The following is a 23,722-nucleotide window of genomic DNA, read 5'->3' on the forward strand; positions in this document are numbered from 1 at the left end:
GGCGCCGCATGGTCAACCGCACAAGCGCGCCAGGAGAACCCGCGATGCAGGCCGCCGCCCCCGCCCGCACCCGCGACCTCACCCGCCTGCTGGAACAGGACATCCATCTCGGCCGCCTCGGCCCCGGATCCTGGCTGCGGCAGATCGACCTCGAAGCCGCCTACGGCGCCACGCGCCTCGATATCCGCCAGGCGCTGGACCGCCTGGTAGAAAAGCGCCTGGTCCGCCACATCGCCCGCCGCGGCTACCAGGTGGAGGATTTCGACCCCGCCCGCGTCGCCCAGGTCATGGAAACCCGCGCCGTGCTGGAAGTGGCCGCGGCCGCGCTCGTCATCGACAAGCTCGACGAGAGCGCCCTCGCCACCATGCAGCGCCACGCCGAAGCCTTCGCCACCGCCCTCGAATCCGGCACGGTGGAGGACCAGGAAGCCGCCAACATCGCCTTCCACACCACCATGCTCGCCCCCTGCCCGAACCGCGAGATGGTGGAACTGCTCTTCGACCTCCGCGCCCGCGTCCCCTCCGCCGTCATCCGCCGCCGCAACACGATGGACCTGCTGCGGCGCGGCGCGGACCACCACTTCGCCATCATCCGCCTGATCCGCACCCGCGACCTGCCGGCCCTCCAGCAGGTGATGCGGGAACACAATTTGAGCCCGGGGGCGCCGTAGGGCGTTGGGCGGCGCTGTCCCGGAGAGGGGCTGCGCGCCCCTCTCCGGACCTCTCCCCCGCCAGGGGCCCCGGGCCCCTGGACCGCGAGGTTATTGGTCGCGGAAGGGAGGGGCACGGCGCGCGTTGCGGACAAGCGGTCGCGCTGTGCCCCTCCCTTCCGCGACCAATCTCATGGGTTCAAAGGGCCGCCGGGCCCTTTGCGGGTGAAGGGGTCCGGGGAAGAGGGCGGAGCCCTTTTCCCCGGGATGCGTCGCCCTCGCCCAACCCCGCGCCCCGGGTCTAGGCTGTTTCCCGCACCACCCTGGGGGGCGACCGGCGATGCGTGGTTGGATGATGGCGGCGGTCGCGGTGCTGGCGCCGGTCGTGGCGCCGGCGCAGGAGGCGCGGGTCGCGATCCAGACGGAGACCTCCTCGCTCGACCCGCATTTCGCGCTGGTGGGGGCGAACCAGGCGATGATGCGGCATCTCTTCGATCCGCTGGTGGCGTCGGACCGAAACCTGCGCCCCGTGCCGGGGCTGGCCGAGTTCTCCAACCCCGAGCCCGATCTCTGGGAGTTCCGGCTGCGTCCGGATGCGCGCTTCCATGACGGCACGCCGGTGACGGCGGAGGATGTCCGCGCCTCGATCGAGCGCATGCCGCGCGTGCCGAACAGTCCCGCGCCCTATATCCGCCTGGCCGGCAGCATCGCGGCGCTGGAGGTGGTGGATGCCCGCACCATCCGCATCCGGTCGCGCGGCGTCGATCCTTCCGTGCCGCTCAATGCCATGACGGCCTGGATCATCCCGGCGCGCATCGCGGCCACGGCGACGACGGCGGAGTTCAATGCAGGCCGCGCGGTGGTGGGTTCCGGCCCCTGGCGCTTCGTCGAATGGCAGCCGGGTTCGGCGCTGCGGCTGGCGCGCAACGATGGGTATTGGGGCGCGGCCCCCGCCTTCGCCCGGGCCACGCTGCGCCCTGTGGCCAACGATGCCGCGCGGCTGGCGGCCCTGCTGGCGGGCGATGCCGACCTGGTGGACGCGGTGCCGCCCGGGGAGGTGGCGCGCCTGCGGGCGAGGCCGGAGGTCGCGGTCTCCACCGCCTCCTCCAACCGCATGATCTATATCGGCCTCGACCAGGCGAATGACCCATCCCCCTTCGTCACCGCGCGGGATGGGCGGCCGCTGGCGGGGAACCCGCTGAAGGATGCGCGGGTGCGCCACGCCCTCTCGCTCGGCATCAACCGCGCCGCGATCGTGGACCGTGTGCTGTCCGGCGCCGCCCGCGCTTCCGGGCAATTGGCCATCGAGGGCCAGCTGGGCTTCGACCCCGACCTGGCGGCCCCGGCCTATGACCCCGCCGAGGCCCGGCGGCTGCTGGCGGCGGCGGGGTATGGGGAGGGGTTCCGGATCACGCTGCATTCCCCCAACAACCGCTATGTGGAGGATGACAAGACCGCCCAGGCGGTTGCGCAGTTCTGGGCGCGGATTGGGCTGGATGCGCGGGTGGAGGTCATGCCCTCCAACGTCTTCTTCACGCGGGCGGGGCGGCGGGAATTCAGCAGCTTCCTGATCGGCTTCGGGCATTCCACGGGCGATGCCTGGCTCGGCATGGCGCAGGTGCTGCACAGCTTCGATGCGGCGCGGGGGCTGGGGGGGCTCAATCGCGGCCGCTATGCCAGCCCGGCCTTCGACGGGCTCATGGAACAGGCCCGCGGCAGCGCGGACCCGGCGGCGCGGGACGGCCTGATCCGCCAGGCGCAACGGGTGGCGATGGGGCAGGACATGGCGGTCCTGCCGCTGCATGTGCCGGACAATATCTGGGCCCACCGGGCCGGCTTCAGCTACGCCGCCATGGTGGAGGAAAGCACCCTGGCGCACCACCTGCATCCCAGGCGCTAGCAAGGTTTTCCGCGCTGGACAGGGGAGGGGACGTCAAGCATCTTCCGGCCCCCTCGAAACCGGGAAGAGACACAAGAACATGCAGGCTTCATCCCTCCGCACCCTGCTGCGCGGCGCCGTCTCCGCGCTGGCGCTGGGTGCCGTCTTCGCCGCCACGGCCCCCGCCGCGCCGGCCGCCGCCACCACCTTCACCTGGGCCACGGCGAACGACATCCTCGGCCTCGACCCGCACGCCAACAACCACGGCGTGACGAACACGATGAAGGAGAACATCTACGAGCCGCTGGTGAAGCGCCAGCCGGATGGCAGCGTGCGCCCCGCGCTGGCGGAGCGGTGGGAACAGGTCAACGCCACCACCTGGCGCTTCCACCTGCGCCGCAACGTCCGCTTCCATGGCGGAGAGCCCTTCACCGCCGCCGATGTGGTGATGTCCGCCGAGCGCGTGCGCCAGAACGACATGGCCTATACGCTGCAGAGCGTCACCGCCGTCCGCGCCGTCGATGACTTCACGGTGGAGATGGAGACGCGCGGCCCGAACCCGATCCTGCTGCAGGACCTGACGCTGTTCTTCATCATGAACGCGAACTGGGTCCGCGCGAACAACGCCATGGCCGTGGCGCGCGCCGGCCAGCCCGGCGCCACCAGCACCTTCGTCCAGCTCAACACCAACGGCACCGGCCCCTTCCGCGTGGTGGAGCGCCTGGCCGATGAGCGCACGGTGCTGGTGCCCAACGCCGAATACTGGGATGCGGCCGCGATGCAGCACGGCATCACCCGCGCCGTCTTCCGCCCCGTCGCCAGCGCGCCGACGCGCGTGGCCGCCCTGCTCTCCCGCGAGCTGGACGTGATGTACCATGTGCCGCTGCAGGACGTGCAGCGCGTGTCCCAGGCGCAGGGCATCCGCCTGATCCAGGGCCCGACCGCGCGCAGCATCTACTTCGCCATGGACACGGCGCGGCCGGAGAACCAGGACGCGCCCGGCACGCCGAACCCGATGCGGGATCCCCGCGTGCGCCGCGCCATGTACCAGGCGATCGACATGAACACGATCACCCGGGTCATCCTGCGCAACTCCACCGTCGCGGCCGGCATTCCCATCGCCCAGGCGATCGGCGGCTTCGACGCCGCGGCGAATGAGCGCCTGCCCTTCGACCCGGAGGCATCCCGCCGCCTGCTGGCGGAAGCCGGCTTCCCCCAGGGCTTCCGCACCACGCTGAACTGCCCGAACAACCGCTACGTCAATGACGAGGCCATCTGCCAGGCCGCGGTCAGCATGCTGCAGCGCGTCGGCATCCAGGCGCGGCTCAACGCCGTGCCCTTCGGCCGCTTCCTGCAGGGCGGCGCCAATGGCGAGTATCAGTTCTACATGCTCGGCTGGACGCCCGGGAACTTCGACATCACCAATCCGGGTCGTGAGCTTCTCGGCGAGGGCAGCTTCAACTGGGGCCGCTTCCAGGACGACCAGATGGCGGAGCTGCTGCGCCAGATCGCGGTGGAGACGGACCAGCCGAAGCGCCAGCAGCTGGCCTCCCAGTACTGGGCGCGGTTCCGGGAATTGCTGCCGATGATCCCGCTGCACCAGGAACCGCAGATCTTCGGCGTGCGTGACACCGTCGCCGAACTGCCGCTGCGGGTGCAGGAGGATCTGGAACTCCGCCACGTCCGCATGCGCCGCTGATCGGTCACGGCCAGCGGGGAAGGGGGCCCGGTGCCGCAAGGCGCCGGGCCTTTTTCATGTCCATGTTGAAACTTGTCGGCCGGGCCGGCCGCCCATAGCGTCGCCCACGAAACCGCGAGCGACATCGCGGACGACCAGGGAAGCGCCATGACCATCGCCCGCCGCACGCTGCTCCTCAGCGCGCCTTTCGCCACCCTCGCCCTGCCCGCCCTGGCGCAGCCCGCCTGGCCGCGCCGGCCGCTGACCTTCATCGCCCCCGCGGCGCCGGGCGGGGCGACGGATATCCTCGCCCGCGTCATGGCGCAGAACATCGCCGCCACCATCGGCCAGTCCGTGGTGGTGGAGAACCGGTCGGGCGCCGCGGGCGTGATCGCGACCGAAGCCATCGCGGCCGCGCAGCCCGATGGCCATACCATCGGCATCGGCATGATCAGCACGCTGGCCGTGAACCCTCATGTCTATCGCATGCGCGCCGATGTCATGCGCGACCTCGCCCATATCGGCATGATCGCGAAGGTGCCGATGGTGCTGCTGGCGCAGCAGAACCTGGCGGAGGGCGGGCTGCGCGGCTTCATCGATCGCGTGAAGGCCGCCCCCGACACCATCACCTATGGCAGCTCCGGCGCCGGCTCCAACGTGCATATCGGCATGATCTCCTTCCTGGAGGCGGCGGGCCTGCAGATGGTGCATGTGCCCTATCGCGGCTCGGGCCCGATGGTGATCGACCTCGTCGCCGGCAACATCCAGTCCGGCATGACGGGCACGCCCGCCGCCCTGCCGCTGGTGCGGGACCGGCGCGTGGCGGCACTCGGCACCACCGCAAAGGATCGCCTGGCGCTGACCCCCGACGTGCCCGCGATCAGCGAAGTGCTGCCCGGCTTCGAATCCATGCAGTGGTACGGCATCGTCGCCCCCTCCCGCACGCCGCCGGAGGTGGTGGCCAGGCTCGCGGAGGCGACGCAGGCCGCGCTCAGCAATCCCGAGGTGCTGGCCCGCCTGGCGGATGAAGGCGCGCTGCCCACGCCGATGTCGCCGGCCGATTTCCGCGGCTTCGTCGCGACGGAGCTGGACCGCTGGGGCGCCGTCGCGCGGCGCAACAACCTCCGCCCGAACGAGTAGCGCGCCTCAGATCAGCCCGCCATTCACATGCAGCACCTGGCCGGTGACGTAGCCCGCGGCGGGTGAGGCGAAATAGGCCACCGCCTCCGCGACGTCATCCGGCGTGCCGAGCCGGCCCATGGGGATCTTCGCCGTCACCGCATCCCATTGCGCCTGGCTCAGCGCCGCATGGGCGCCCGGGTCCTTCCGCGTATAGCCGGGCGCCACCGCATTCACCGTGATGCCGCCGCGCGCCGCCTCCACCGCCAGGGCGCGCACCAGCGCCTCCACCGCGCCCTTGGCGGCGGCGCTGGCGGGGAAGGTGCTGACATCGGTGCGGAAGACATGCGCGACGAAGGAGGAGATGGCGATGATCCGCGGCGCGGGGCGGCCGGCGAGATGCGGCAGCGCGGCCCGCGCGGTGCGCAGGAACCCCCACAGCACGCCATCGATCGATTTCTGGAAGATGGCGTCGGTGGCTTCGGCGAAGGGCGTCTTGTCCGCGAAGCCGGCTGCCGTGACCACCACATCGAGCCCGCCGAAGACCTCCACCGCCCGCGCCACCAGGGCGGCCGGCAGGCTGGCCTCCCCGATATCGCCCAGCATGGTCGCGGCTTCCGCGCCGGCGGCGCGCGCGGCCTCCGCCACGCGTTCCAGCCCCTCCGCATTCCTGCGCGTGTGCAGCAGCATGGCGGTGCCGGGCGCGGCCAGGCGGCGCACGCAGGCCGCGCCGATGCCGGACCCCGCGCCGGTCACGAGAACAACGCGCTTCGCCGCCATGCACCGCTCCTGGCCCTGGTTCCGCCGCCAGCGTTACCCTTCCGCGCGAGGCGGCGCAAATTGGGGATGACGCGCATGGATGACCTGCCCGAGGCCGATGCCGCGACGCGCGACGGCGTGCTGGACTGGATGCGGCGCTTCGCCGCCGCGGTGCGCGCCGTGGATTACCGCGCGGCGACGCCGCTATGGCACGAGAAGGTCCTGGCCTTCGGCACCCACCAGGCTGTCCTTGAAGGCTTTGCCCAGTTCCGCGACCGCCAATGGGACAGCGTCTGGCCCCGCACCGCGGATTTCACCTTCGTGGAGGCGGCGGCGCGCGTCCTGGCCAGCGCCGATGCCGGCCTGGCCATTGCCATCGCGCCCTTCACCAGCACCGGCTTCCACCAGGATGGCACGCCCTTCCCGCGCCCCGGCCGCGCCACGCTGGTGCTGATGCGCCAGGGCGATGCGTGGATCGCCGTCCACAGCCATCTCTCCCTGGAACGCGGCGTGCCCACCGAAAGCCACGGCAACCGCCCGGTGATCCGCTGACTCGAAGAGCCCTCTCCCCCTGACAGGGGGAGAGGGTTGGGTGAGGGGGGGAACGCCTACCCCAACGATTGCGGCGCAAACCCGAAGGCCGCCTCGAAGCGCTTCGAGTACAGCGGCCAGGCTTCCGGATTCTCCAGCCGCGGCGGCACCTCGCCCCGGAAGATCTGCGCCCATTGCAGCGCCGCGCCTTCCGCCATGTCGTGCAGCGCTTCTTCCGTGATCCCCGCATTGTGCGGCGTGACCAGGACGTTGTCGAAGCCGAGCAGCGGATGGTCGGGCGGCGGCGGTTCCTTCAGGAAGACGTCGAGTCCCGCCCCCGCCAGCCGCCCCGCCGCCAGCGCTTCCGCCAGCGCGGCCTCGTCATGGATGCCGCCGCGGGAGGTCTGGATGAAGTAGGCCGTCGGCTTCATCGCCGCGAATTGCGCGGCGCCGATCATGCCGAAGGTTTCCTTGTTGCGGGGGACATGGACGGAGACGAAGTCGGCCTTCGCGAAGACCTCCTCCATCGAGGCCTTGCGCCCGCCCCGCGCCGCGATCGTCGCGGCGTCGAGATAGGGGTCGCAGGCCAGCACCTCCATCCCGAACAGCCCGCGGCAGAGCTCCGCCACCCGCGTTCCGATCTGCCCGATGCCGACCAGGCCGAGCGTCTTGCCGCGGATGTCGCGCCCCGTGACGGCGAAGCGATCCAGCCCCGCCTGGCGGCGCAGCATCTTGTCCGCCACGCCGATCTTCTTCGACAGCGCCAGCATGAGGCCGAGCACATGCTCCGCCACCGCTTCCTTGTTGGTGCCGGATTGGTGGCAGACGATGACGCCCGCCTTGGTGCAGGCCTCCACATCGATCACGTCGAAACCGGCGCCCGAGGAACAGGCCGCCAGCAGGTTCGGCGCGCGCGCCAGCAGCGCCGCGTCGCAGAACCAGGGCTCCTGGATCTCGACGCGCGGCAGCGCGTGGTAGCCATGCGCCTGCGCGAAGGCCGCATCCAGCGTCGCGCGGTCCATGGCGAATTGCAGATGGTCGAGCGCGATGGCGGGCTCCGCCCCCAGCACGCGCAGCGCCACCGGGTCCATCCAGTGGGAGAAATAGGCCAGCCGCGCCGTCGGCCGCGTGTTCGACATTCCGCTATCCCTGCCTCAACCCCATGCGGCGCACCAGCGCGCCATTCGCGGCGAGTTCCGCGCGCACCGTGCCCGCGAATTCCTCCGGCCCCTGCATCGCGGGCTCGATCCCCTGTTCCGCCAGCCTGGCCACCACATCGGGCTCCGCGAACAGCGTCGCCAGCGCCGCATGCACGGCGTTGACGATGGCGCGCGGCGTGCCGCCGGCCAGCACCACGCCGGCCCAGATCTCCGTCTCCTCGCCCGGGAAGCCGGCTTCCGCGATGGTCGGCACCTCCGGCAGCAGCGTCGCGCGCGAGGGCGTCATGGCCGCGATGGGGCGCAGCGCGCCGGCGCGGACATGCGGCAGCAGGCTGTTCAGCGCGCCGCAGAAGGCATGCGTCCGCCCCGCCAGCAGGTCCGGCATCAGCTGCGCCGCGCCGCCATAGGGCACATGCACCATGTCCTCGCCGACCAGCCGGCCGACGCCCATGTGCTGGAAGCTGCCGACGCCGGAGGAGGGATAGGAAAGCTGCCCCGGCCTTTCCTTCGCCGCCGCCACCAGGCCGCGCACGTCGCGGATGCCGGTCGCGGGGTTCACCACCAGCAGCGTCTGCACGCGGGCCACGCGCGCGGCCAAGGCCAGGTCGCGCAGCGGGTCGAAGCTGGTGCGCATGGTCAGCGGATTCGTCGTCAGCACCTGGTTCGGCGCGAAGAGCCAGGTGGCGCCATCCGGCGCGCTGCGGGCGACGAGTTCGGTGCCGATATTGCCCGCCGCCCCCGGCCGGTTCTCCACCACGAAGGGCCGGCCCCAGCGCGCGCCGAGCTTCTCCGCGATCAGCCGCCCCATCAGGTCGTTGCTGCCACCGGGCGTGAAGGGAACCACCATCTTGAGTGTCGGCGCCGGGAAGTCCTGCGCGGCTGCGGGCGCCGCCGCCATGGCCATGGCCGCGCTTAGGAACGAACGTCGCTGCATCGTCCTACTCCTCCCTGATGCCGCGGCCTTTCCGGCCGTCAGCTGTGCCCCGTTCAACTGTGTCGTGTCAGTCCTGCCGTCATCGCCGCCGAGTAGCCAGGCGCGACCCGCGCATCGATCACCACCGTCTCCCCCGCGCGCACCCGCGCCACCGCGTCGCGCACCGCTGCGGCCAGCTCGCCCGCGGTGTGCACCGGCCCGATGCCGGTCGCGCCCTGCGCGCGCGCCAGCGCCGCGATGTCGATGTCGGGGTCGGCAATGCGCTGGCCGATCCACTTGTTCTCGACCGGCCGATTGCGCTGCTTGGCGACGCGTTCCTGGTGGACCTCGTCATTGTAGAAGCTGCGGTTGTTGCAGATGACGGCCAGCATCGGCACGCGGTAATGCGCGGCGGTCCAGAAGGCCGTCGCGCTCATCAGCGTGTCGCCATCGCCGAGCACCGCGACCGGCAGCCGCCCCGTGCCCTGCAGCGCCATGGCGGCGCCCGTCAGCATGCCTGGCCCCGCGCCGATGCCGGCACCGCCATCGCCGCCGAGGTAGTCCAGCGGATGGCGGAAATGCCAGGTCTCGCCGCGCCATCCCAGCGGCAGGCGCACCAGGCAGGCGGGCACGCCGTGCAGCCCTTCGCCCAGTGCCGCCGACAGCGTCCCCACATCCAACATCGCGTCCGGCGCCGCTGGCGGCAAAGCGGGGCAGGCCGGCAACTCGCCGGGCGGCGTGCCGGGGCCGACGCCCAGCGCATCCGCGATGGCATGCAGCGCGATGGCGGGCTCGCAGGCGAGGTGCAGGTCGACCGGCGGCAGGCCGAAATGCTCCATGCCGAAGCCGTTATGCAGCTGCTGGTCGAGCGTCGCGTGGATCACGCGCCCGCTGAACCCGCCCGCCTGCTTCAGCGTGCCCGCGAGGTCCACCCAGTCGAAGGCCAGCACCAGATCGGCCTCCCGCACCGCGGCTTGCGCCTTCTCCGTCAGGAAGGTGGTGGGCGCCGCGGCATGCAGGGGATGGTCGGTCGGGAAGGCGGCGCCGACCTTGAAGTCCGTCAGCACGGTGGCGTCCAGCGCCTCCGCCAGCGCGACACGGCGCGCCCAGTCGGCGGTGCTGCGCGCGCCGCGCCCCGGCAGGATCATCGGCCGCTTCGCCGCGCGGATCATCGCGACCGCGGCCTCGATCGTCGCGGGTGCCGGCACCGATGCCGCCGGCGGCGCGTATCGGGACAGGTCGGGCAGCGCCGGCAGCGCCTCCAGCCGCGATTCCTGCAGCGCGGCGTCGAGGTTGATGTAGACCGGCCCGCAGGGCGCGCTGCGCGTGATCAGGTTGGCGCGCAGCAGCGCCTCCATCGCCGCCGGCACCGAAGCCGGCTGGTTGTCCCACTTGAGAAAGGGCCGGACCAGCGCGGCCTGGTCGCTCATCGTATGGAGCCAGTCGATCCAGGGCCGCCGCGCGGCCGCATCCACCGGCCCCGTCGCGCCCAGCACCAGCATCGGCACGCGGTCGCACCAGGCGTTGAACAGCCCCATCGTGCCATGCATCAGCCCGACATTGCTGTGCAGCACCACGGCCATCGGCGTGCCCGTCACCTTCGCCCAGCCATGCGCGATGGCGACCGCATTGCCCTCATGCAGGCAGAGGATCATCTGCGGGTCGCGGTTGCCCGTGTCGTTCACCAGGCTGTCATGCAGCCCGCGGAAGCTGGCGCCGGGGTTCAGCGTGATGTGCCGGTAGCCCATGGCCTGCACCAGCCGCGCCACGACATCGCTGCCCCAGACGCTGCCGGCGGGCGAGGCGACGGGCTTCTCGATCTCATCCATGCCGTTCAATCCGCCTTCATGCCGGTGATGCGGATCACCTCCGCCCAGCGTGCCACTTCCGCGCGCATGAAGCTGCCCAGCTCCTCCGGCGTGCCCGGCGCGCTCTCCGCACCCTCCGTCGCGAGCCGCGACCGCACCTCCGGATCGTTCATCGCCTTGTGCACCTCCGCGTTCAGCCGCGCGATGACGGGCGCGGGCACGCCGGCGGTGGTGACGACGCAGTACCATTGCGTCGTCTCGAAGCCCGGCAGCCCCTGTTCCGCGATCGTCGGAATGGAGGGATCGGCCTGCATCCGAGTGCGCGACGACACGCCGAGCGCCCTGAGCCGCCCATCCCGCACCAGCGGCATCACGACGGTGCCGCCCGTCATGGTGAAGCTGATCTGGCCCGCGATCAGGTCATTCGCCATCGGCCCGCTGCCGCGATAGGGCACATGGGTGAACTCCACCCCCGCCGCATGGCCGAGCGCCGCGGCCGCGATATGCGCCGCACTGCCATTGCCCGCGCTGCCATAGGTCAGCTCCCCGGGCCGCCGCCGCGCCAGCGCGATCAGCTCCTGCAGGTTGCGTGCCGGGACGCTCGGATGCACCGCCAGGATGTTCGGCACCAGCGCGACCATCGAGACCGGCGCGACGCCGCCGATCGGGTCGAAGCTGAGGCGCGGATAGAGGCTCGGGTTCACCCCCAGCGTGCCGATATGGCCGAGCATGATGGTGTAGCCATCGGGCGGCGATCGCACCACGACCTCATGCCCCACCGTGCCGCCCGCGCCGCCCCGGTTCTCCACCACGACGGAAACGCCGAGCCCCTGCGTCAGCCGCGGTGCCAGCACGCGGGCCAGGATGTCCGTGGTGCCGCCGGGCGCGAAGGGCACGATGAAGCGGATCGGTTTGTCGGGCCAGTTCGCCTGCGCGAAGGCGGGTGCCGCCAGCAAGGTCGTGCTGCCCGCCAGCAAGGATCGCCGTGTCGTCTGCATGGCCTTGAACCCTCCCTCAGAAGGCGAAGCGCGACATGCCGCCATCCACGGGGATGACGGTGCCGGTGACGTAGGCAGCGCGGTCGGAGGCGAGGAAGATCGCGACATCCGCCATCTCCTCCGCCTCCCCGAAGCGCTTCATGGGAATCTCGGCTTCCGCGAATTCCCGCTCGCTTTCCGGCGTCGGGTAGCGCTTCGTCATCTGTTCGCTGCGGATGCGCCCGGGCTGGAGGCAGTTGATGGTGACGCCATCCGCCGCCACGTCGCGCGACAGGCCCTTGGCCCAGACATGCACCGCGGCCTTGGCGGCGAAGGCGGCGTTGATGATCCTGGGCTCCGAGGTGCCCGTGAAGTTCACGACGCGCCCCCAGCCTTGCGCGCGCATCCCCGGCATCACGGCATGGGTCAGCTCCCGCAACCGATGGAAGTTGATCTCCATGCCCTCGTCCCAATCGGCGCGTGGGGCATCGAAGGGCAGGGGGCGGCTGCCGCCGGCGGCGTTCATCAGGATGTCGATGCCGCCCAGTGCCTGCATCGCCACATCCGCCAGGCGCGCCGCCGCGTCCTTCTCCGTCAGGTCGATGGCGATGGGGATGATGGGCGCGCCGCCCTCCGCCCGCACGGCATCCGAGAGCTCCTGCACCAGGCCGCTGCGCCGGGCGGCGGCGGCGACGGTCACGCCCTCCCGCGCCAGGGCGCGGGCCACCGCCCGGCCGATGCCCTGGCTCGCGCCCGTCACCAGGGCGCGCCGCCCCTTCAGGCCCAGCTCCATCCCGTTTCCCCCATGCGTCTTGCCCGGGAGTGTCAGGGCAGTCCGCGCGGGGGGCAAGGGCCTGTGGACACCTGGCCCGGGATGCAATCGGCGAGTGGATTTTCGTGCCTGGAAGGCGCGGGGGGCGATGGGGTTCCATCGTCGCCCTGACCCCAACGCCCCAGGCGCGGAAAGACGCCGCCGAGTGCGCCCGCAGCCAAGTGTCCACAGGCCCAAGAGCTACATCGGCTCGATCCGCGCCGCGCGGATCCACTCCCGGTGCTGCTCCACGTCGCGCCGCACGAAGGCGGCGAATTCCGCCACGCCCATCGGCATCACCTGCGCCCCGGTCCGCGCCTGCTGGTCCTGGATCGCGGGGTCGGCGAGGATCTTCCCCACCTCCGCCTGCATCCGCTCCAGGATCGCGGGCGGCGTGCGCGCCGGGGCCAGCAGCCCGACCCAGACTGATTGCTCGAAGCCCGGCAGCACCTCCGCCACCGTGCCCACATCGGGCAGCACCGCGTTGCGCCGCGGCCCCGTGGTGCCGATGCAGCGCACGCGGCCGGTGCGGATCGTCTCCAGCATCGACGGGATGGGATCGAAGCAGAGCGGCACCTGCCCCGCCACCACCGCCGTGCGCACCTGGTCGCTGCTGCGGAAGGGCACGTGCTGCATGGTGATGCCCGCCTGCGCCTTGAAGACCTCCGACGCCAAATGGTGGCCGGACCCGATGCCGGGCGAGCCCACATCCAGCCGCCCGGGATTGGCCTTCGCATAGGCGATCAGTTCCGCGATGGAATTCACGGGCAGGGAGGGATGCACCACCACCGCGTGATGCATGATGTTCAGCGAGGCCGAAGGCGCGAAATCCCGCAGCAGATCGTAGGACCGGCCGGGCATCAGCGTCTCGTTCGCCGTCTGGGTATTGGTGCAGACGATCCAGCTGTAGCCATCGGGCGGCGACTTCGCGACATGGTCCGTGCCGATGGTGCCCGCCGCGCCGGTGCGGTTCTCCACCACCACCGCCTGGCCGAGGTTCTCCTGCAGCCGCTGCCCGACCAGGCGCGTGAAGATGTCGGCCGTGCCGCCGACGCCGAAGGGCACCACCAGGCGGATGGCGCGCGATGGCCAGGGCGCCTGCGCCCGCGCGCCGATCGCCGGCAGCGCCAGCGCCGCCCCCAGGACACCCCTGCGCATCAGCATCGTCGTTCTCCCCTCCGGTCCGGCACGAAGCCTAGCGATCCCTCGGGCCGCGTCCATCTTCCCGCATCCCGGCATCGCCCCCATGCTGGCCCGATGGACCTCTCCCGCTTCCGCGCCTTCTCCCACCGTGTCGAGCACCCCGCCGCGCCCGCCCCGGGCCCGCTTTCCGGCGTCACGCTGGCGGTGAAGGGCAACATCCCCGTCGCCGGCCTGCCCTGGACGGAGGGCAGCGCCGTCTTCGCCCATCGCATCGCGGCGGAGGACGCCGCCTGCATCGCGCGCCTGAAGGCCGCCGGTGCCGTCGTGGTGGGCATGACGACGCTGTCGGAAATGGCGATGTACGCCCCGGACAATGCGGCGGAGCCGATGGGCCTCAACCCCTTCGACGTGGCGCGCACCGCGGGCGGCTCCTCCACCGGCAGCGGCGTCGCGGTGGCGCTCGGCCAGGCGATGCTCGGGCTCGGCACCGACAGCGGCGGCTCCGTCCGCAACCCCGCGCTGCATGGCGGCGTGGTGGGCTTCAAGCCGAGCCTCCACGCCTGGGACTACAGCGGCGCGACGCAGCCCGCGCCGAGCCTCGACACGCTCGGCCTCATCGCGCGGGACGTCGCGATGCTGGCGCGCGGCGCCGCCGTGCTCGGCACGCCCACAGGCCCCGCCGTGCCGCGGTTGCTGGTGCCGTTGACGCTGGTGGAGCGCAGCGCCGATGCCGCCACGCGCGCCCTCTTCGCCGCCGCGCTGGAGCGCTGCCGCGAAGCGGGGATCGAGACCATCGAGGCCGAGATCCCCCTCTGGCGGGAAGCGGATGCCGCCTGCGGCGTGATCTCCCTCACCGAGGGCGGCGCCTGGCTCGACCGCCTGCCGCAGGACGCGCCCCTCGGCCCGCGCCTTATCGCCCGCCGCGCGGCCTTCCGCGCACTCGATCCCACGGTGGTGGAGCAGGCCCGCGCCACCTGCAGCGCCTTCACCCAGGCGCTGCGGCAGGCGCTTCGCGACGCCACCGCCATCGCCACCCCCACCTGGCCCTTCGCCGCGCCCCCGATCGAGGCCGAGACGGTGGAGATGGATGGCCGGACGATCCCCCTCGACCCCGCGCGCTCCATCTTCGTCCGCACCGCCAATGCCGCCGGCGCCCCGGCCATCACGCTCCCGGCCGGGCTCTACGAGCGGGAACGCGTGCCCTTCGGCCTGCACCTGCTGGCCGCGCCCGGGGAGGATGCCGCGCTGCTGGCCCTCGCCGCCCGCGTGGAGGCCGCGCTGCCGCCCGCGCCTACCCCGCCCGTGTAATCATCGCCGCCAGGCCCCCGCCCGGCGGCGCCTGCTGTTCCGCGCCGCCGCTGATGAAAACGCGCGTGGTGCCGAAGATCGCGCCGACCATCCCGGACGCCACGGGGCGCATATGCTTGTCCGGGTCCAGCTCGCTCTCGAACACCGTCGTCCGCCGCCCACGCACCGCACCGCCCGGCCGTACGCCGACCTTCAGCAGCAGCGCCTCCGGCGCGCTCGCCGTGAACAGCCCATCGGCGTCGGGCGTGAGGCCCACGCGGCGCGCGAGCCGCATCAGCGCCGGCGCATCGATTATGTCGGAAAGCGGCTCCGTCGCCATCACCAGCTCGCCGCCCGCGCCGGGGACGTTCGCCAGCAGGATCACCTCGCAATGCGTCAGCTCCGTGCCGGAGAAGGCCATCACCCGCCGGCTGTGCAGCGCCGTGTCGCGCAGGATCGCCGCATCCGTCACGCGGTCCTCCGGCACCTCCCCCAGCGCGATCCCCGCGCCGAGCGCCGCCACCGCGCGCGATGTCGGCGTCGATCCCGCCCGCGCCGCGCGTTCCGGCGGCAGCGTCGCCAAGTGCCGGCGCGGCAGCACCGGGCTCTTCACCAGCACCAGCGCGACCTGGTCGGCGCCCGCCCCCGCATCCGCCATGGCGCGCCGCACGGCCTCCGCCACCGAAGCCGCATGGCCGCGCCCGCCATACTCCTCCACCGGGATCGGCGCCGTCGACGCGGTGCCGAGGGCGAGGCGCGGCGGCCCCGCGGGATCGCGCGGCGTCTCCATCTCCACCATCAGCGTGCCATGCGGCGTGATCACGCCCTCGCAACCCGTGGAGAAGATCAGCGTCGCCTCCCGGTCCCCCAGCGCCGCCTGCGTGGCCGCGATGGCGAGGTCGCGGGAGAAGTCGTTCAGCGTCGCCGTCCCCTCCGTCTTGCCGAGCACGGCGATCCGCCGGATGCGCCCCGGCGGCAGCCCGGCCAGCGCGGCCGCCAGGCCCCGCGCATCGCCCGGCCCTTCCATGTCGTAGTGGCGCAGCAGCACCGTCACGGCGTGGCTTCCAGACCGGCAATGCCGCCATGCGCCGCCGACCAGGCGACGGGATCGGCGAGGTAGCGCCGCAGCTCCGCCAGGTCATCCGCCGGCAGCGCGCCCCGCGCCTCCGCCGCTGCGACGACGTCATCCCAATCCGCCAGGCCGAACAGCCCCGGCCCCGCGCCGTCGGCGGCCACGCGATCGAAGATGCCCCATTTGAACAGCACGAAGATGCGCGCCACCTCCATCCCCGCGCGTTCCAGCGCGCGGCAATAGGCGCCCTTGCTGCGGCCATCGGTGGTCACGTCGCTCACCAGCAGCACGCGCGACCCCGGCCGCAGCGCACCTTCGATATGCGCATCCGCCCCGAAGCCCTGCGCCCGGCGCCGGACCACCGCGAAGGGCTGGTGAAAGCGTTCCGCCAGCATGGCGCCGAGGGCGATGCCGCCCTGTTCCGTCGCCGCCACCGCATCGAAGCCGGCGTGGCCGACCTCCGCCAGGATCCGCGCCTCCGCCCCCTCCAGCAGCGCGCGCCGCGCCAGCGGGAAGGAGAGGGCGCGGGGGATGTCGAGGTAGACCGGCGCCGCCCAGCCGGAGGAGAGCATGAAGGGCCGGTCCGGCCGCAGCAGGATCGCCCTTGTGTCCAGCAGCGCCTGCGCCGTGCGGCCAGCGATCGCGTCGTGCTCCATGTTACCGTCCCACCGCTTCCGCGCCGTTCAGCAGGATGGCCTGCAGCACCGCGGCCCCTTTCAGGAAATCCTCGAAGCCCATCGCTTCCCGCGGATTGTGGCTGCCATGCTCGTTGCGCACGAAGACCATGGCGGAGGGCACGCCCGCATTGGCGAAGATCGCGGCATCATGCCCCGCGCCGCTCGCCAGCACCTCATGCGCCATGCCGCCCGAATCGCACAAGCGTTTCGCCAGCGCCAGCAGCCGCCCATCCATCACCGCGGGCGGCGTGCGCACGGGCAGGCCGAGGTCGATGCGCACGCGCCGCTCCCGCGCGATCTCCAGCGCCTCGGCTTCCGCCAGCGCCTGGAAATCCTTCAGGGTTCGCTCGCTCTCGGAGCGGTATTCCAGCGTGAAGCGCACCTCCCCGGGCACGCGAGTCATCGCATGCTGCCTCGGATCCGTGGTCAGGATGCCGAAGGTCATCACCAGATCCTCGCCGCGTTCCAGCGCGTTGCGCCAGGTGGCGTCCAGCCGCATGGCGAAATCCGCCGTCGCCAGCACCGCATCCCGCCGCAGCCAGCGCGGCACCGCGCCGGAATGCGCGGCCTCCCCGGTCGCGGTCGCATGCGGGTGGCGGTGGTTGCCGCGGATGCCGGAGACGAGGCCCACGGGCACGCCGCGCGCCACCATCACCGGCCCCTGCTCGATATGCAGCTCCACGAAGTGGGAGAGCGAGGCGGGATCGACCAGCCGCGTGCCCGCTGCCACCGCGGCCACATCCGCCCCCTCCCGCGCCATGGCCGCGCGCAGGGTGAGCGTCGGGTCCTGCAGGCAGGCCAGCTCCATCCAGCCGGGCTCGAAGATCCCGAACAGGGCGGAGGAGCCGAGATAGGGGCGGCCGTACCAGGCGCTCTCCTCCCCCCGCATCACGAACAGCACCAGGCTGCGCGCCCGTGGCCCCGCCCGCTGCGCGCCGAGCAGCGCCAGCAGCCCCGCGATCACCCCAGCCGCGCCATCGAAATTGCCGCCCTGCGGCACGCTGTCGAGGTGCGACCCGCAGGCCGCGGCGGGGAGCGACGGGTCCGTCCCCTCCAGCGTGACGACCAGGTTCGCCGCCGCATCCCAGGCGCAATGCAGCCCGGCGTCCCGCGCGATCGCCTCGATGCGCCGCATCGCCGCCGTCTCGCCGGCGCCGTAGGTCTCCCGCGTGATGCCGGTGCCGTCGAAATGCGCCTCGCGCAGCGCCTCGAACAGCCCGCGCGCCAGGGCAGCGAGGTCGGGGGCGATGGCGGGCAGGGGCGTCTCCATCCGGGGATGCTGGCGCGCCAGCCCGATCTGGGCAAGAACGGGGGACCCCTTGGCGGTGGCGCCGGGGCGACCCACCATCACAGCCACACCGAACCGGGCGCTCCATGGACAACGACGAGTTCCTCATCCTCCGCAGCGGCGAAGCCACGGGCCTGGTGACGCCGGCGGAAGCGCTGGACGCCATCGAGGATGCCTGGCGGGACTACGCCACTCATCGCCAGGTGCTGTCCAACCCGCCCGCGCTGGGGCTTCAGGGACAGGATGCGCGCTTCAAGGTGAAGGGCGCGGTGCTGCCCGGCGCGGGGCTCGCGGGCTTCCGCATGATCGCGGATGCGCAGGCCGGCGCGCAGGACTGGTTCTGGCTGGCCGATGCCGTCACCGGCCGGCCGCTGGCGATGATGGACGAATACGGGCTGCACTGCCTGCGCACCGCGGCCACCGGCGCGCTGGCGGCCAGGATGCTCGCGCGCCCCGGCGCGACGCGCGCCGCGCTGATCGGCGCGGGCCGCATCGCCGCGCAGGTTCCCGCCTGCCTCGCCGCGGCGCTGCCGGGCCTCACGGATCTTCACGTCGCCGCACGGCGCGCGGAGGCGGTGGAGGAGTTCGTCGCCAAGGCGCCGAAGGACCTCTCCCTCGCGCTGCACGCCGCGCCCTCCATCGCGGAGGCGGTGCGCGATGCCGATATCGTCATCACCATCACCTCCGCCACCGAGACCTTTCTCGATGCCTCGATGGTCAAGCCGGGCGCCACGGTGATCGGCCTCGGCGATGTGGAGCTGAACGCGGATCTGCTCGGCTGGGCGAACCGCTTCGTGGTGGATGATCTCGTCTTCGCGCTGACCATCGGCAATGTCGGCGCCTGGATCGGCAGCAAGGCCCTGACGGCGGAGGCGGTGACCGCGCGGCTCGATGCCGATGTGGGGGAGATTGTCGGCGGCATGAAGCCGGGCCGTGTGACGGACAGCGACAATGTCCTCGCCATCATCCAGGGCATGGCGATCGGCGACCTGGCGCTGGCGGTGCTCGCCTGGCGCAAGGCGCGGCTGCGCCGGCTTGGCATCCGCGTCGGCCTGGGCGCCGCGCCCAACCCGCATCTCCGCGGCCCCACGCCACGCCGGAACCGCGCGCTGATCCGCTGAGGGTCGCTCTCCCGGGTTGACTTCGCCGGGCCGCGCTAGAACATCTGGGCCTTGAACCAGCAGGGCCCAGCATGGACCTCGTCCCGGCCGCCTTTCCCGTGGCCGAACGCAATGCGGTGGTGATCGAGAGTGCCCCGGTGGGGCGCCGCTACCATCGCCTGCGCCTCGACGCGCCCGACCTCTCTGCCCTCAGCCGTCCCGGGCAATTCTTCCACCTGCTCTGCCGCGATGCCGGCGGCAGCGGGCCCTATCTGCGCCGGCCCATGAGCATCTGGCGCTGCGGGGCCGAGGAACCGCTCGGCTTCCTCTTCCATGTGAAGGGCAGGGGGACGGCGGCGCTGGCGGCGCTGCGGGCGGGGGACCGGCTTTCCGTCGTCGGCCCGCTCGGCCAGGGTTTCTCCCTGGATCCTTCCTGGCGCCGCATCCTGATCCTCGCGCGCGGCGTCGGCCTCGCCACGCTGGCGCCGCTGACGCAGGCGGCCGCGAGGCTCGGCATCGCGGTGGAGGCGGTGCTGTCCGCGCGCGACGCGCCGGACCTGATGGCGGAGGAATTCTCGGGCCACTCCGGCGCGCATGTCTTTCCCGTGCTCGATGCCGATGGCAGCAGCGATCCCCCGGCCGTGGAGGCGCTGCTGCGCGCGCGCTTCGAGGCCGCGCGGCCGGATGCCGTCTTCACCTGCGGATCGAATCGCCTGCTGCTGCTGCTGCAGCGCCTCGCCGCCGACTACGCCATCCCCGGCCAGGTCGCGCTGGAACAGCAGATGGGCTGCGGGCTCGGCATGTGCTTCTGCTGCGTGCGCCCGATCCGCGCGCCGGATGGCGGCACCGTCAACCTCCGCGTCTGCGCGGAAGGCCCGGTCTTCGACCTGCAGGCGGCACTGGGATGGTAGACCTGACCACGCGCATCGGCGCGATCACGCTGGCCAACCCCGTCATGCCGGCCTCGGGCACCTTCGGCCCCGAGCTCGCGCAGGTCTTCGACCTGGATGCGCTGGGCGCGCTGGTCACGAAATCCGTCACGCCGGAACCGCGCGCGGGCAACGCGCTGCCGCGTCTCTGCGAGACGGAGGCCGGAATCCTCAATTCCATCGGCATCCCGGGGAAGGGGCTCGACCACTTCATCGCGAACGCCATTCCCGAATGGCGCCGCTTCCGACCGCCGCTCATCGTCTCCCTCTCCGCCGGCACGAATGCCGCCTTCGCCGAGGCCGCTTCGCGCCTGGCCGCGACCCCCGGCATCGCCGCGATCGAGGCCAATATCTCCTGCCCCAATCTGGAGGAGGATGGCCGCGCCTTCGCGATGTTCCCGGAAAGCGCGGCCGCCGCGATCGCCGCCATGCGCGCGCGCTGCGCCCTGCCGATCTGGGCCAAGCTCTCGCCCAATACCGGCGACATCGCCGCCGTCGCCCGCGCGGTGGAGGACGCCGGCGCGGATGCGGTGGTCGTGGCCAACACCATCCTCGGCCTTGCTATCGATATCGAGACGGCACGGCCACGGCTCGGCGCCGGCATGGGCGGTTTCTCCGGCCCCGCCTTCAAGCCCATCGCGCTGCGCCTGGTGTGGCAATGCGCGCAGGCCGTGCGCATCCCCGTCATCGGCGTCGGCGGCATCGCGACAGCGGAGGACGCCGTCGAATTCATGATGGCCGGCGCCACCGCGGTGCAGGTCGGCACGGCCAGCTTCATCAGCCCGACGGCCATGGTGCAGGTGATCGACGGGCTCAGGGGCTTTTGCACCCGCCGTGGTTTCACGCGCAGCGCTGACCTCACGGGGCTGGCGTTGCCGGGCCGGCAGCTCGCTGCCGAATAGGCACGGGTTGACAGGGCAGGGCGGCTGCCCCTGATAGTGCTTAGTCCTCGAAGGAATAAGCACCATGCTGCGCCAGGAGCAGAACGAGCTCGTCACCCGCACCGGCCCCGGCACGCCCATGGGCAAGCTCTTCCGCTCCTACTGGATTCCCGCGCTGCTGGCGGAGGAATTGCCGGAGGATGGCTGCCCGCCCGTGCGCATCAAGCTGCTGTCGGAGCGCCTGCTGGCGGTGCGTGACAGCGAGGGCCGCTACGGGCTGATCGACGAATTCTGCGCCCATCGCGGCGTCTCGCTCTGGTTCGGCCGCAACGAGGAAGGCGGCATCCGCTGCCCCTATCATGGCTGGAAATACGACGTGACCGGGCAATGCGTGGAGGTGCCCAGCGAGCCCGCCGAGAACGGCTTCTGCAGCAAGATCAAGCTGACCGGCTACAAACTGACGAAAATCGGCGACATCCTCTGGGCCTATATGGGGCCGGCGGAGAGCGAGCCGCCGCTGCCGGAATGGGAATTCGCGCGTGTTGCCCCTGCCCAGACCTTCACCAGCAAGCGCCTGCAGGAATGCAACTGGCTGCAGGCGATGGAAGGCGGGATCGACTCCTCCCACGTCTCCTGGCTGCATCGCGGCGCGCTCAACTCCGACCCGCTCTTCAAGGGCGCCAAGGGCAACCAGTACAACCTCCGCGACGCGAAGCCGGTCTTCGAGGTGGTGGAGGCGCCGGGCGGCCTCTACATCGGCGCGCGCCGCAATGCGGAGGATGGAAAATACTACTGGCGCATCACGCCCTGGGTGATGCCGAGCTTCACCATGGTGCCGCCGCGCGGCGACCACCCCGTGCATGGCCATTTCTGGATCCCGATCGACGACGAGAATTGCTGGGCCTGGTCCTTCGACTACCACCCGACCCGCGCGCTGACGGCGCATGAGCGCCAGGCGATGATCGATGGCCACGGGATCCATGTGACCTATGTCCCCGGCACCTATCGCCCCGCCGCCAACAAGGACAATGACTACCTGATGGACCGCGCCGCGCAGAAGCGGGGCGATACCTATTCGGGCGTCGCCGGCATCGCCATGCAGGATGCGTCGCTGCAGGAAAGCATGGGCCCCATCGTGGACCGCACGAAGGAGAACCTCGTCTCCACCGACAACGGCATCATCATGGCCCGCCACCGGCTGATGCGCGCCGCGAAGGCGCTGGCCGAGAAGGGCGTGCTGCCGCCCGGCCGCGACGTGGCCCACCAGCGCGTCCGCTCCGCCGCCGTCATCCTCCCGCCCGACCAGGCCTTCAAGGACGCAGCCGCCGAGGACCTGAAGGTGCGCGAGGGCGTGAAGCAGTCCTCCGTCTGATGGAATCGCAATCGGCCCGCGCGACGACGGCGGCGGAATCCCGCTTCCGGATCGCCAACCCCAACTCCCTGCCGCGCACGACGGCGATCGTCCCGCTCGACTCCGCCGCGGCGGCGACGCTGGCGGAGCTGCGCGACGGCCCCTGGCAGCGCGCCATCTTCGTGGACATCGACCAGGGCGGCGACTGGATCGCCGAACTGCCCACCCGCACCCGCGCGCTGGTCGCGGCGATCACGGAAGCGAACCTCGTCCTGCTGGTCGCCACCGCCGGCGCCGATGCCCGCGCCGCCGCCGTGGTGGCGGAGGCCGCGCAAGCCCATGGCCGCATGATCGCCGCCGTGGTGCTGGACAGCGGCGATGCCGATCCCGCCGCGCTGGAACGCAGCCTCGCCGCGCTGCGGCCCCATGCCGGCATGCTCGTGCTGGCCGATGGCACGGACTATGTCAGCGCGATGCTGGAGGCGCTGCGCGCGTGACCCGCCACATCGTCATCATCGGCGGCGGCCAGGCCGGCGGCCGCTTCGCGGAAGCGCTGCGCCGCGGCGGCAGCGACGCGCGCATCACGCTGCTGGCCGAGGAACCCCACGCCCCCTATGAACGCCCGCCGCTGTCGAAGGATGTGCTGGCCGGCAAGGCGGCGCCCGACAGCACCCGCATCGCCGTCGATTGGACGGCGCTCGGCATCGATATCCTCGAAGGCGTGCGTGCCGAAGCCATCGACCGGGCCGCGAAGCGCGTGCAGCCCGCCGGCGGCGCCGCGCCCATCCCCTACGACACACTCGTGCTGGCAACGGGTGCGCGCCCGCGCCGCCTGGCCGCGCTGACGGACCCGGACCTGCCCGTCTTCGCGCTGCGCAGCCTGGCCGATGCCGCCGCGCTGCAAGCCATCCTCACCCCCGGCCGGCGCATCCTGCTGGTCGGCGGCGGCGTCATCGGGCTGGAGGTCGCGGCGACGGCCGCCAGCCTCGGCGCCCATCCCGTCGTGGTCGAACTCGCCCCTCGCCTCATGCCCCGCGGCTGCCCGCCCGCCATGGCGGACCGCCTGCTGGCCCTGCACCGCGCCCGCGGCGTGGAGGTGCATCTCGGCACCGGCGTCATCGCCGTGGACTGGTCCGGCGCCGGTATCCTGGCCACGCTGGGCAATGGGGAGCGCATCGAGGCCGATGGCAGCGTGCTCGGCATCGGCGCCGCGCCGGATGAGGGCCTGGCCGCCGCCGCGGGGCTCCGCACCCAGGACGGCATCCTGGTCGATGGCCATGCGCGCAGCCTGGATGACCCGGACGTGCTCGCCATCGGCGACGTCGCGCGCCACCCCCTGCCGCGCTTCGGCGTGACGCTGCGCCAGGAAAGCTGGCGCCATGCGGAGGCGCAGGCCCGCCACGCCGCCGCCGCGCTGCTCGACCCCGCGCTGCCCGATTACGACGATGTCCCCGGCTTCTGGTCCGACCAGCACGGCACGCGCCTGCTGGTGGAAGGCCTGCCGGGCGAAGGCGAGGAAATCCTGCGCGCCGGCGCCACGGAATCCAGCTGGCACCTCGCCCCCGATGGCCGCCTGGTCGGCGCCGCGACGATCGGCGACAGCAAGGCCATGGCCGTCGCCCGCCGCCTCATTGCCGCCGGCGCGCGGCCCGATCCCGCGCGCCTGGCGGACCCCGCCACCGATCTTCGCGCCCTGCTACGCTGAACAC

General features: G+C 72.1%; 22 protein-coding genes. 12 read left to right on the forward strand and 10 right to left on the reverse strand.

Going from position 1 to position 23,722, the window contains the following annotated elements; all coding sequences use genetic code 11:
* The first annotated feature begins 44 nt into the window (after positions 1-44).
* From JJI54_RS10185 to JJI54_RS10200, 4 genes are all read left to right on the forward strand, one after another.
* Positions 45-671 (forward strand): GntR family transcriptional regulator, encoded by a 627-nt coding sequence (locus tag JJI54_RS10185; RefSeq protein WP_203072842.1) that lies wholly within the window; start codon positions 45-47, stop codon positions 669-671.
* 319 nt (positions 672-990) lie between these two features.
* Positions 991-2,550 (forward strand): ABC transporter substrate-binding protein, encoded by a 1,560-nt coding sequence (locus JJI54_RS10190; protein ID WP_203072843.1) that lies wholly within the window; start codon positions 991-993, stop codon positions 2,548-2,550.
* 79 nt (positions 2,551-2,629) lie between these two features.
* On the forward strand, positions 2,630-4,228 hold the full coding sequence (locus tag JJI54_RS10195; RefSeq protein ID WP_203072844.1) for an ABC transporter substrate-binding protein: 1,599 nt from the start codon (positions 2,630-2,632) through the stop codon (positions 4,226-4,228).
* Between the two features lie 147 nt (positions 4,229-4,375).
* Positions 4,376-5,347, forward strand: a complete 972-nt coding sequence (locus tag JJI54_RS10200; RefSeq protein ID WP_203072845.1) for a Bug family tripartite tricarboxylate transporter substrate binding protein — start codon at positions 4,376-4,378, stop codon at positions 5,345-5,347.
* 6 nt (positions 5,348-5,353) lie between these two features.
* Here the strand turns inward: JJI54_RS10200 and JJI54_RS10205 are convergent, their stop codons facing one another.
* Positions 5,354-6,106, reverse strand: a complete 753-nt coding sequence (locus JJI54_RS10205) for an SDR family NAD(P)-dependent oxidoreductase (RefSeq protein WP_203072846.1) — start codon at positions 6,104-6,106, stop codon at positions 5,354-5,356.
* Positions 6,107-6,181: 75 nt separating this feature from the next.
* Between JJI54_RS10205 and JJI54_RS10210 the strand changes: the two genes are divergently transcribed.
* Positions 6,182-6,637 carry a YybH family protein gene (locus tag JJI54_RS10210; protein WP_203072847.1) on the forward strand — a complete coding sequence of 152 codons (456 nt, stop codon included), beginning with the start codon at positions 6,182-6,184 and terminating at the stop codon, positions 6,635-6,637.
* A 56-nt stretch (positions 6,638-6,693) separates the two neighbouring features.
* On the opposite strand, the gene JJI54_RS10215 is transcribed toward JJI54_RS10210, so the two are convergent.
* From JJI54_RS10215 to JJI54_RS10240, 6 genes are all read right to left on the reverse strand, one after another.
* Positions 6,694-7,755 (reverse strand): NAD(P)-dependent oxidoreductase, encoded by a 1,062-nt coding sequence (locus JJI54_RS10215; RefSeq protein WP_203072848.1) that lies wholly within the window; start codon positions 7,753-7,755, stop codon positions 6,694-6,696.
* Positions 7,756-7,759: 4 nt separating this feature from the next.
* Entirely contained in the window at positions 7,760-8,710 is a 951-nt protein-coding gene (locus JJI54_RS10220) for a Bug family tripartite tricarboxylate transporter substrate binding protein (RefSeq protein ID WP_203072849.1), read from the reverse strand.
* A gap of 53 nt (positions 8,711-8,763) precedes the next feature.
* Positions 8,764-10,518, reverse strand: coding sequence for a thiamine pyrophosphate-binding protein (locus tag JJI54_RS10225; RefSeq protein WP_203072850.1), 1,755 nt, complete (start codon positions 10,516-10,518; stop codon positions 8,764-8,766).
* Between the two features lie 5 nt (positions 10,519-10,523).
* A complete protein-coding gene (locus JJI54_RS10230; protein ID WP_203072851.1) occupies positions 10,524-11,495 on the reverse strand; it encodes a Bug family tripartite tricarboxylate transporter substrate binding protein in 972 nt (323 codons plus the stop codon).
* A 16-nt stretch (positions 11,496-11,511) separates the two neighbouring features.
* On the reverse strand, positions 11,512-12,267 hold the full coding sequence (locus tag JJI54_RS10235) for an SDR family NAD(P)-dependent oxidoreductase (RefSeq protein ID WP_203072852.1): 756 nt from the start codon (positions 12,265-12,267) through the stop codon (positions 11,512-11,514).
* Positions 12,268-12,486: 219 nt separating this feature from the next.
* Entirely contained in the window at positions 12,487-13,449 is a 963-nt protein-coding gene (locus tag JJI54_RS10240) for a Bug family tripartite tricarboxylate transporter substrate binding protein (RefSeq protein WP_203072853.1), read from the reverse strand.
* A 93-nt stretch (positions 13,450-13,542) separates the two neighbouring features.
* On the opposite strand from JJI54_RS10240, the gene JJI54_RS10245 reads away from it, so the two are divergent.
* Positions 13,543-14,736 (forward strand): amidase, encoded by a 1,194-nt coding sequence (locus JJI54_RS10245; protein ID WP_203072854.1) that lies wholly within the window; start codon positions 13,543-13,545, stop codon positions 14,734-14,736.
* Here JJI54_RS10245 and JJI54_RS10250 read toward each other — a convergent pair.
* From JJI54_RS10250 to JJI54_RS10260, 3 genes are read right to left on the reverse strand one after another with little or no spacing between them, the layout of a single operon-like run.
* Positions 14,720-15,769 (reverse strand): ring-opening amidohydrolase, encoded by a 1,050-nt coding sequence (locus JJI54_RS10250; RefSeq protein WP_203072855.1) that lies wholly within the window; start codon positions 15,767-15,769, stop codon positions 14,720-14,722. The two genes, JJI54_RS10245 and JJI54_RS10250, sit on opposite strands and share 17 nt — an antisense overlap.
* On the reverse strand, positions 15,766-16,443 hold the full coding sequence (locus tag JJI54_RS10255; RefSeq protein WP_203072856.1) for an orotate phosphoribosyltransferase: 678 nt from the start codon (positions 16,441-16,443) through the stop codon (positions 15,766-15,768). The genes JJI54_RS10250 and JJI54_RS10255 overlap by 4 nt, the downstream gene beginning before the upstream one ends.
* 1 nt (position 16,444) lies before the next feature.
* On the reverse strand, positions 16,445-17,812 hold the full coding sequence (locus JJI54_RS10260) for a Zn-dependent hydrolase (RefSeq protein WP_226381599.1): 1,368 nt from the start codon (positions 17,810-17,812) through the stop codon (positions 16,445-16,447).
* A gap of 26 nt (positions 17,813-17,838) precedes the next feature.
* Here JJI54_RS10260 and JJI54_RS10265 point away from each other — a divergent pair, with 26 nt between their 5' ends.
* The 6 genes from JJI54_RS10265 (at position 17,839) to JJI54_RS10290 (ending at position 23,718) form a co-directional block, all read left to right on the forward strand.
* Positions 17,839-18,873 carry an ornithine cyclodeaminase family protein gene (locus JJI54_RS10265; protein ID WP_203072857.1) on the forward strand — a complete coding sequence of 345 codons (1,035 nt, stop codon included), beginning with the start codon at positions 17,839-17,841 and terminating at the stop codon, positions 18,871-18,873.
* A 71-nt stretch (positions 18,874-18,944) separates the two neighbouring features.
* Complete coding sequence (locus JJI54_RS10270) at positions 18,945-19,763, forward strand: dihydroorotate dehydrogenase electron transfer subunit (RefSeq protein WP_203072858.1); 819 nt, start codon at positions 18,945-18,947, stop codon at positions 19,761-19,763.
* Complete coding sequence (locus tag JJI54_RS10275) at positions 19,757-20,683, forward strand: dihydroorotate dehydrogenase (protein WP_203072859.1); 927 nt, start codon at positions 19,757-19,759, stop codon at positions 20,681-20,683. Before JJI54_RS10270 ends, JJI54_RS10275 begins: the two co-directional genes overlap by 7 nt.
* A 64-nt stretch (positions 20,684-20,747) precedes the next feature.
* Positions 20,748-22,034, forward strand: coding sequence for an aromatic ring-hydroxylating dioxygenase subunit alpha (locus JJI54_RS10280; RefSeq protein WP_203072860.1), 1,287 nt, complete (start codon positions 20,748-20,750; stop codon positions 22,032-22,034).
* On the forward strand, positions 22,034-22,510 hold the full coding sequence (locus JJI54_RS10285; RefSeq protein WP_203072861.1) for a hypothetical protein: 477 nt from the start codon (positions 22,034-22,036) through the stop codon (positions 22,508-22,510). The genes JJI54_RS10280 and JJI54_RS10285 overlap by 1 nt, the downstream gene beginning before the upstream one ends.
* Positions 22,507-23,718 carry an NAD(P)/FAD-dependent oxidoreductase gene (locus tag JJI54_RS10290; protein ID WP_203072862.1) on the forward strand — a complete coding sequence of 404 codons (1,212 nt, stop codon included), beginning with the start codon at positions 22,507-22,509 and terminating at the stop codon, positions 23,716-23,718. Before JJI54_RS10285 ends, JJI54_RS10290 begins: the two co-directional genes overlap by 4 nt.
* Positions 23,719-23,722: the final 4 nt, after the last annotated feature.

The organism is Falsiroseomonas ponticola (assembly GCF_016805305.1).
Taxonomy (GTDB): Bacteria; Pseudomonadota; Alphaproteobacteria; order Acetobacterales; family Acetobacteraceae; genus Falsiroseomonas; species Falsiroseomonas ponticola.